This window comes from Lacisediminihabitans sp. (assembly GCF_036404185.1).
Taxonomy (GTDB): domain Bacteria; phylum Actinomycetota; class Actinomycetes; order Actinomycetales; family Microbacteriaceae; genus Lacisediminihabitans.
Genome location: NZ_DASWPB010000060.1, coordinates 1 through 4,473 on the forward strand (window position 1 = coordinate 1; position 4,473 = coordinate 4,473).

Genomic DNA, 4,473 nt, shown 5'->3' on the forward strand with positions numbered 1-4,473 from the left:
CCGGAGACCGCGGCGGAGGTCTGCTGGGCGAGCTGGGCACCGCCCGGCTGCACGAGTTGCTGGTTGATGCCCGCGATCTGCGCGGCCGCGGCGGGATCGGTCAGCTGGAGCGAGTCCGACAGCTGCGTGAGCTGATCGGACACCGCACCGGCGTACGCCGTCACCCCGCCGCTCAACTGGCTGAGCCCGGCGGCTCCGGAGTTCAGCCGCGCGAGTCCCCCGCTCAACGAGTCCACTCCGCCGGTGTACTTGGCAATCCCGCTGGACAGCGACGAGGCGCCGCTCGCCGCTGAGGCCGCCCCGCTCGAGAGCGAACCGAGCCCGGTGCTGAGTCCGCTCACGCCAGTTGCCAGGCCACCCGCTCCGTCGGCCGCCGTGCTCAGCGAGGAGCCGAGCGTGCCGACGCTGGCGTAGATGCCAGAGATGTACTGCTCGGTGATGGCCTTGCCGAAGGCGTTGACCATGCTGTCGCCGACCACCTGGGCGACCGCCCCGGTGAGGTAGCTGTGCGAGTCGTCCGTGTGGATGGCCAGATCGGCCTTCTTCGGATTCGCCGAGTTCAGCGAGAGGATCGACGAGGAGAAGTCTTTCGGAACGGTGAGGATCGCGTCGATGGAGCCGTCCGCGAGGGCCTTCTCGGCATCCGCCTTGTTGGTGATGGTCCAGTCGAAGCCGGCCTTGCCGCCGGTCAGCTCCGTCACCAGCTGGCGTCCGGCGAAGACCGGTGACTTCGTCCCATCCGCGGCCGTCTGGTAGACGAGCTTGTCGCTGTTGACGATCGCGGCGGGAATGCGGTCGATGGCCGTCGTCGCCTGCGAGAGCGCACCGACGAAGAGACCGGCGAAGGCGAGCGGCACGAGCGCGACGGCCGCGATGGCGGTCCAGTGCAGCCACCTCTTGCGGACGGCGACGGGAGCGGACTGGCTCACTGGAGTACTCCTCTGGAATCGAACGACGTGAGGGTGAGGGAGACGATGGCCCGACCGCCGTCGGACGGCGACGGGGGGATCCTGATCGGCGATGGCGTCCCGATCACCACCGTGGTGGTGGCCGGCGCCAACGTGCAGACGGCCGTGAGGAAGGCCGTCTCATCGCCGGCGGTGGCAAAGGTGTCCAGCTGATCGAGCACCACCACGGGGGTGCCCTCCGCGAGCGCGATCGACGCGAGCGCGATCGCCCGATCCCGCTGCGGCAGCTCGCCCAGCGACGAGGCTTCGCTCACGACGACGGCATCGCCGGGCGCGACCTGGACGATGGCGGCGTTGATCCGCGCGATCCAGCGTTCCAGCCGCCTGCGTCGACGCACGATGCGGAACCAGGGCTGGGTCAGCCGCAGGCGCTCGTAGAGGAGCTCACCGAGGGTGACGGTCGTCTCGGTGCGTTCGAGCCCGCCGACATCCCCCATCGCGACCAGCCTGGTCACCCTGCCCGATTCGGACGGCAGCGGATGTCCGGCGACCTGCACGCGGCCCCCGACGGGGTCGAGCCGACCGGCCAGAGTCGCGACGAGCAGCCGGCGGTCGACGGCATCCCCGCTGAGCAGCAGGAGACCACCCGTCGGCACGGACAGCCCGATCGGGCCGACCGGATGCTCCGCCGACCCGGCGAGGAGGCCCTCGGCGCTGATGGCGGCGCCGTGCTGCTCGTGCGTCCAGACCATCGCCTCGCGGTGCTCGCGCAGGTGCTCGCCCTCGATGTCCATGTTCGGCAGCAGTCGCTGCAGCCACTTCGGCATCCACCAGGCGGCCCGTCCGAGCAGGGTCATGACGGCCGGAACCAGCGTCATCCGCACGAGGAAGGCGTCGAAGGCGATGCCGGTGGCCAGGCCGAGGGCGATCGGCTTGATCGTGCCAGAGCCCCCCGGCACGAAGGCGAAGAAGACGAAGAACATGATGAGTGCCGCGGCCGTGACCACCCTGGCTCCGTTGGCGAAGCCCTTCGCCACCGCCTCGCGAGGATTGCCTCCCCGCACGTATTCTTCCCGCATTCCCGACACGAGGAACACCTCGTAGTCCATCGCGAGGCCGAAGAGCACGGCCATGAGAAGGATCGGCATGAAGCTGAGAATGGGACCGGGATGCTCCACCCCGATGATGCTGCCGAGCCACCCCCACTGGAAGACGGCGACGACGACGCCGAAGGAGGCGATCACCGAGAGCAGGAAGCCGAGCGCCGCCTTGATCGGCACCAGCACGGAGCGGAAGACCATCATGAGCAGGAGGATCGACAGGCCGACGACGATGGCGCCGAAGGGGATGAGCGCGCTCGACAGCCGGTTGGAGATGTCGATGCCGACGGCCGTCGTGCCGGTGACGGAGATCGGGGTGTCGTAGGTGGCCTTGAGCTCGGGCTCGAGGTCGCGGATCGACTGCACGAGCGCCTTCGTCTGGGTCGCATCCGGCGCACTCGAGGGGATGACCTGGATGATCGCCGTATCGAGGCCGGCGTCCGGCATGCCCTGGCTGACGTAGGAGACGTCGTCGAGGGTCTTCAGTTCCTTGCCGATCGAGTCGAGGTCACCCTGGATGTTCGTCGTCTGGGTGATGTCGACGGCGACGATGAGCGGGCCGTTGTACCCGGCCCCGAAGCCGTCCTTGATCATCTCGTAGGCCTGGTGCTGCGTCGAAGCCTTGGGCTCCGAGGCGCCGTCGGGGAGGTTGAGGTCGAGGCTCAGCGCGGGGATGGCGAGGGTGCCGAGGACGGCGACGACCGCGAAGGTGGCGAGGACGGGGCGCTTCATGACGCCCTTCACCCAGCGCAGGCCCATGGTCGGCTTCGCCCCCTCGTCGTGCACCATGGCGCGACGGTAGGCCCGGGAGCCGGGCTTCGGGGTGAGCCGCCCCTTGGCGAGGCCGAGCAGGGCGGGCAGCAGGGTCGTCGCGACCCCGATCGCGATGAGCACGGCGAAGGCCGCACCGACGCCCATGACGCTGAGGAACGGGATGCCGACGACGAGCAGACCGAGCAGGGCGATGATCACCGTGACCCCGGCGAACACGACCGCGCTTCCGGCCGTGCCGACGGCGACCGCGGCGGACTCCTCCGGGTCCTCGCCCGCCGCGAGCTGGTTTCGATGTCGGGACAGGATGAAGAGCGAGTAGTCGATGCCCACCGCGAGGCCGATCATGAGGGCGAGCAGGGGCGCCGTGCTGGAGACCGTGGTGAAGGCGGAGACCAGGGTGATGCCCCCGACGACGACGCCGACGCCGATGAGCGCGCTGAGCAGCGGCATGCCTGCGGCCACGAGCGAGCCGAAGGTGATCAGGAGGACGACCGCGGCGAACAGCAGCCCGAAGACCTCGGTGATGGTGATGCCGAAGGAGTTGTCCTGGAAGACCTGGCCGCCGAACGCGACCGTCATCCCGGCATCCTCACCGACCGAGGCCGTGGCCTTGAGTTGTTTGATGGTTGACGCGGAGACGTCGGCGACGGAGCCGTCGAACTGCACCTGGGTGAGGGCCATCCTCTCGTCCTTGGTGATGGCGTTGCCCGCATAGGGAGAGTAGGGGTCCACGACGGAGTCGACGCCCTTGATCGTGCCGATGGCGGCATCCATCTTCTCGATCGCGGCCTTGTAGGCGGCGTCGTTGACGGATGCGCCCTTCGGCACCTCGACGACGGCCTGCGCGCTCGCGCCCGCGACGGACGGGAAGACCGCCTCGAGGCGGTCGAGCGCGTTCTGGGACTCGGTCCCCGGGATCGCGAAGGATTCCTGGGTCTGGCCGCCGAGGGCGAGACCGCCGCCGAGGATGCCGAGCAGCAGCGCCAGCCACACGCCGATGACGACCCAGGAGCGGCGGAAGGAGAACCGGCCCAGCCGGTAGAGAAGGGTTGCCATTGCCTATTTTCCGTTTCCCGCGGGGACACCCACGGAGGAGAGGAGCTCCGTGAGGATGGTGAGAAGGGCGGCACGCGCCTCGTCGATCTGATCGGCATCGAAGGCCATCGACTCCGGGGAGCAGAGCATGTATGCGGCTCCCCCGAGGGCGATGCCGAACCGCATCTTCTCTTCGATCGATGCGGTGTTGGCCGCGAAGAACTCGGCGAGCCGTTTCACGACGTCGTTGGCCCGGTCGATGACGGGCACGTCGACGAGTGACGGCCCCTGGTTGATGAACATGTTCACCTCGCGGCGGTACTGCAGGATGAAGTCGACGAACTCCTCGAGGAACGCCCTGCGGCCCGCAGGCGTGAGCGAGCTGGCCTCAAGCGCGTCGAGGATCTGGACCATGCGCTCGATCGCGGGAGAGACGGTCGCCTCGAGCAGGGTCTCCTTCGAGGAGTAGTGGTAGAGCACACTCGACTTCGACAGGCCGGCGAGGTCGGCGATGCGATGCAGCGAGGTCGCGGCATACCCCGCGGTGGTGAATTCGGCGAGCGCGATCGCGCGCAGGTCTTCGGATGACGTCGACATGCTTCGACCGTAACTGACCGATCGGTCAGAAACTGTCCGATCGGTCAGTTTGACAGTTT

The 4,473-nt window shown here is 68.5% G+C and carries 3 protein-coding genes; all 3 read right to left on the reverse strand.

The window, feature by feature from the left end; translation table 11 throughout:
• Nucleotides 1-929, reverse strand: a 929-nt coding sequence (locus VGC18_RS03315) for a YhgE/Pip family protein (protein WP_331094201.1), incomplete at its 3' end; no start/stop codon positions are given.
• Complete coding sequence (locus VGC18_RS03320; protein WP_331094203.1) at nt 926-3,838, reverse strand: MMPL family transporter; 2,913 nt, start codon at nt 3,836-3,838, stop codon at nt 926-928. The genes VGC18_RS03320 and VGC18_RS03315, both read right to left, overlap by 4 nt.
• Before the next feature lie 3 nt (nt 3,839-3,841).
• The gene (locus VGC18_RS03325) at nt 3,842-4,414 is read right to left on the reverse strand and encodes a TetR/AcrR family transcriptional regulator (protein ID WP_331094205.1); all 573 of its coding nucleotides are present in this window, start codon (nt 4,412-4,414) and stop codon (nt 3,842-3,844) included.
• Nucleotides 4,415-4,473: the final 59 nt, after the last annotated feature.

Bases quoted from the DNA above. Each gene is read 5' to 3' on its own strand.
- VGC18_RS03320 (WP_331094203.1), bottom strand. From the start codon at position 3,838: ATGGCAACCCTTCTCTACCGGCTGGGCCGGTTCTCCTTCCGCCGCTCC.
- VGC18_RS03325 (WP_331094205.1), bottom strand. From the start codon at position 4,414: ATGTCGACGTCATCCGAAGACCTGCGCGCGATCGCGCTCGCCGAATTC.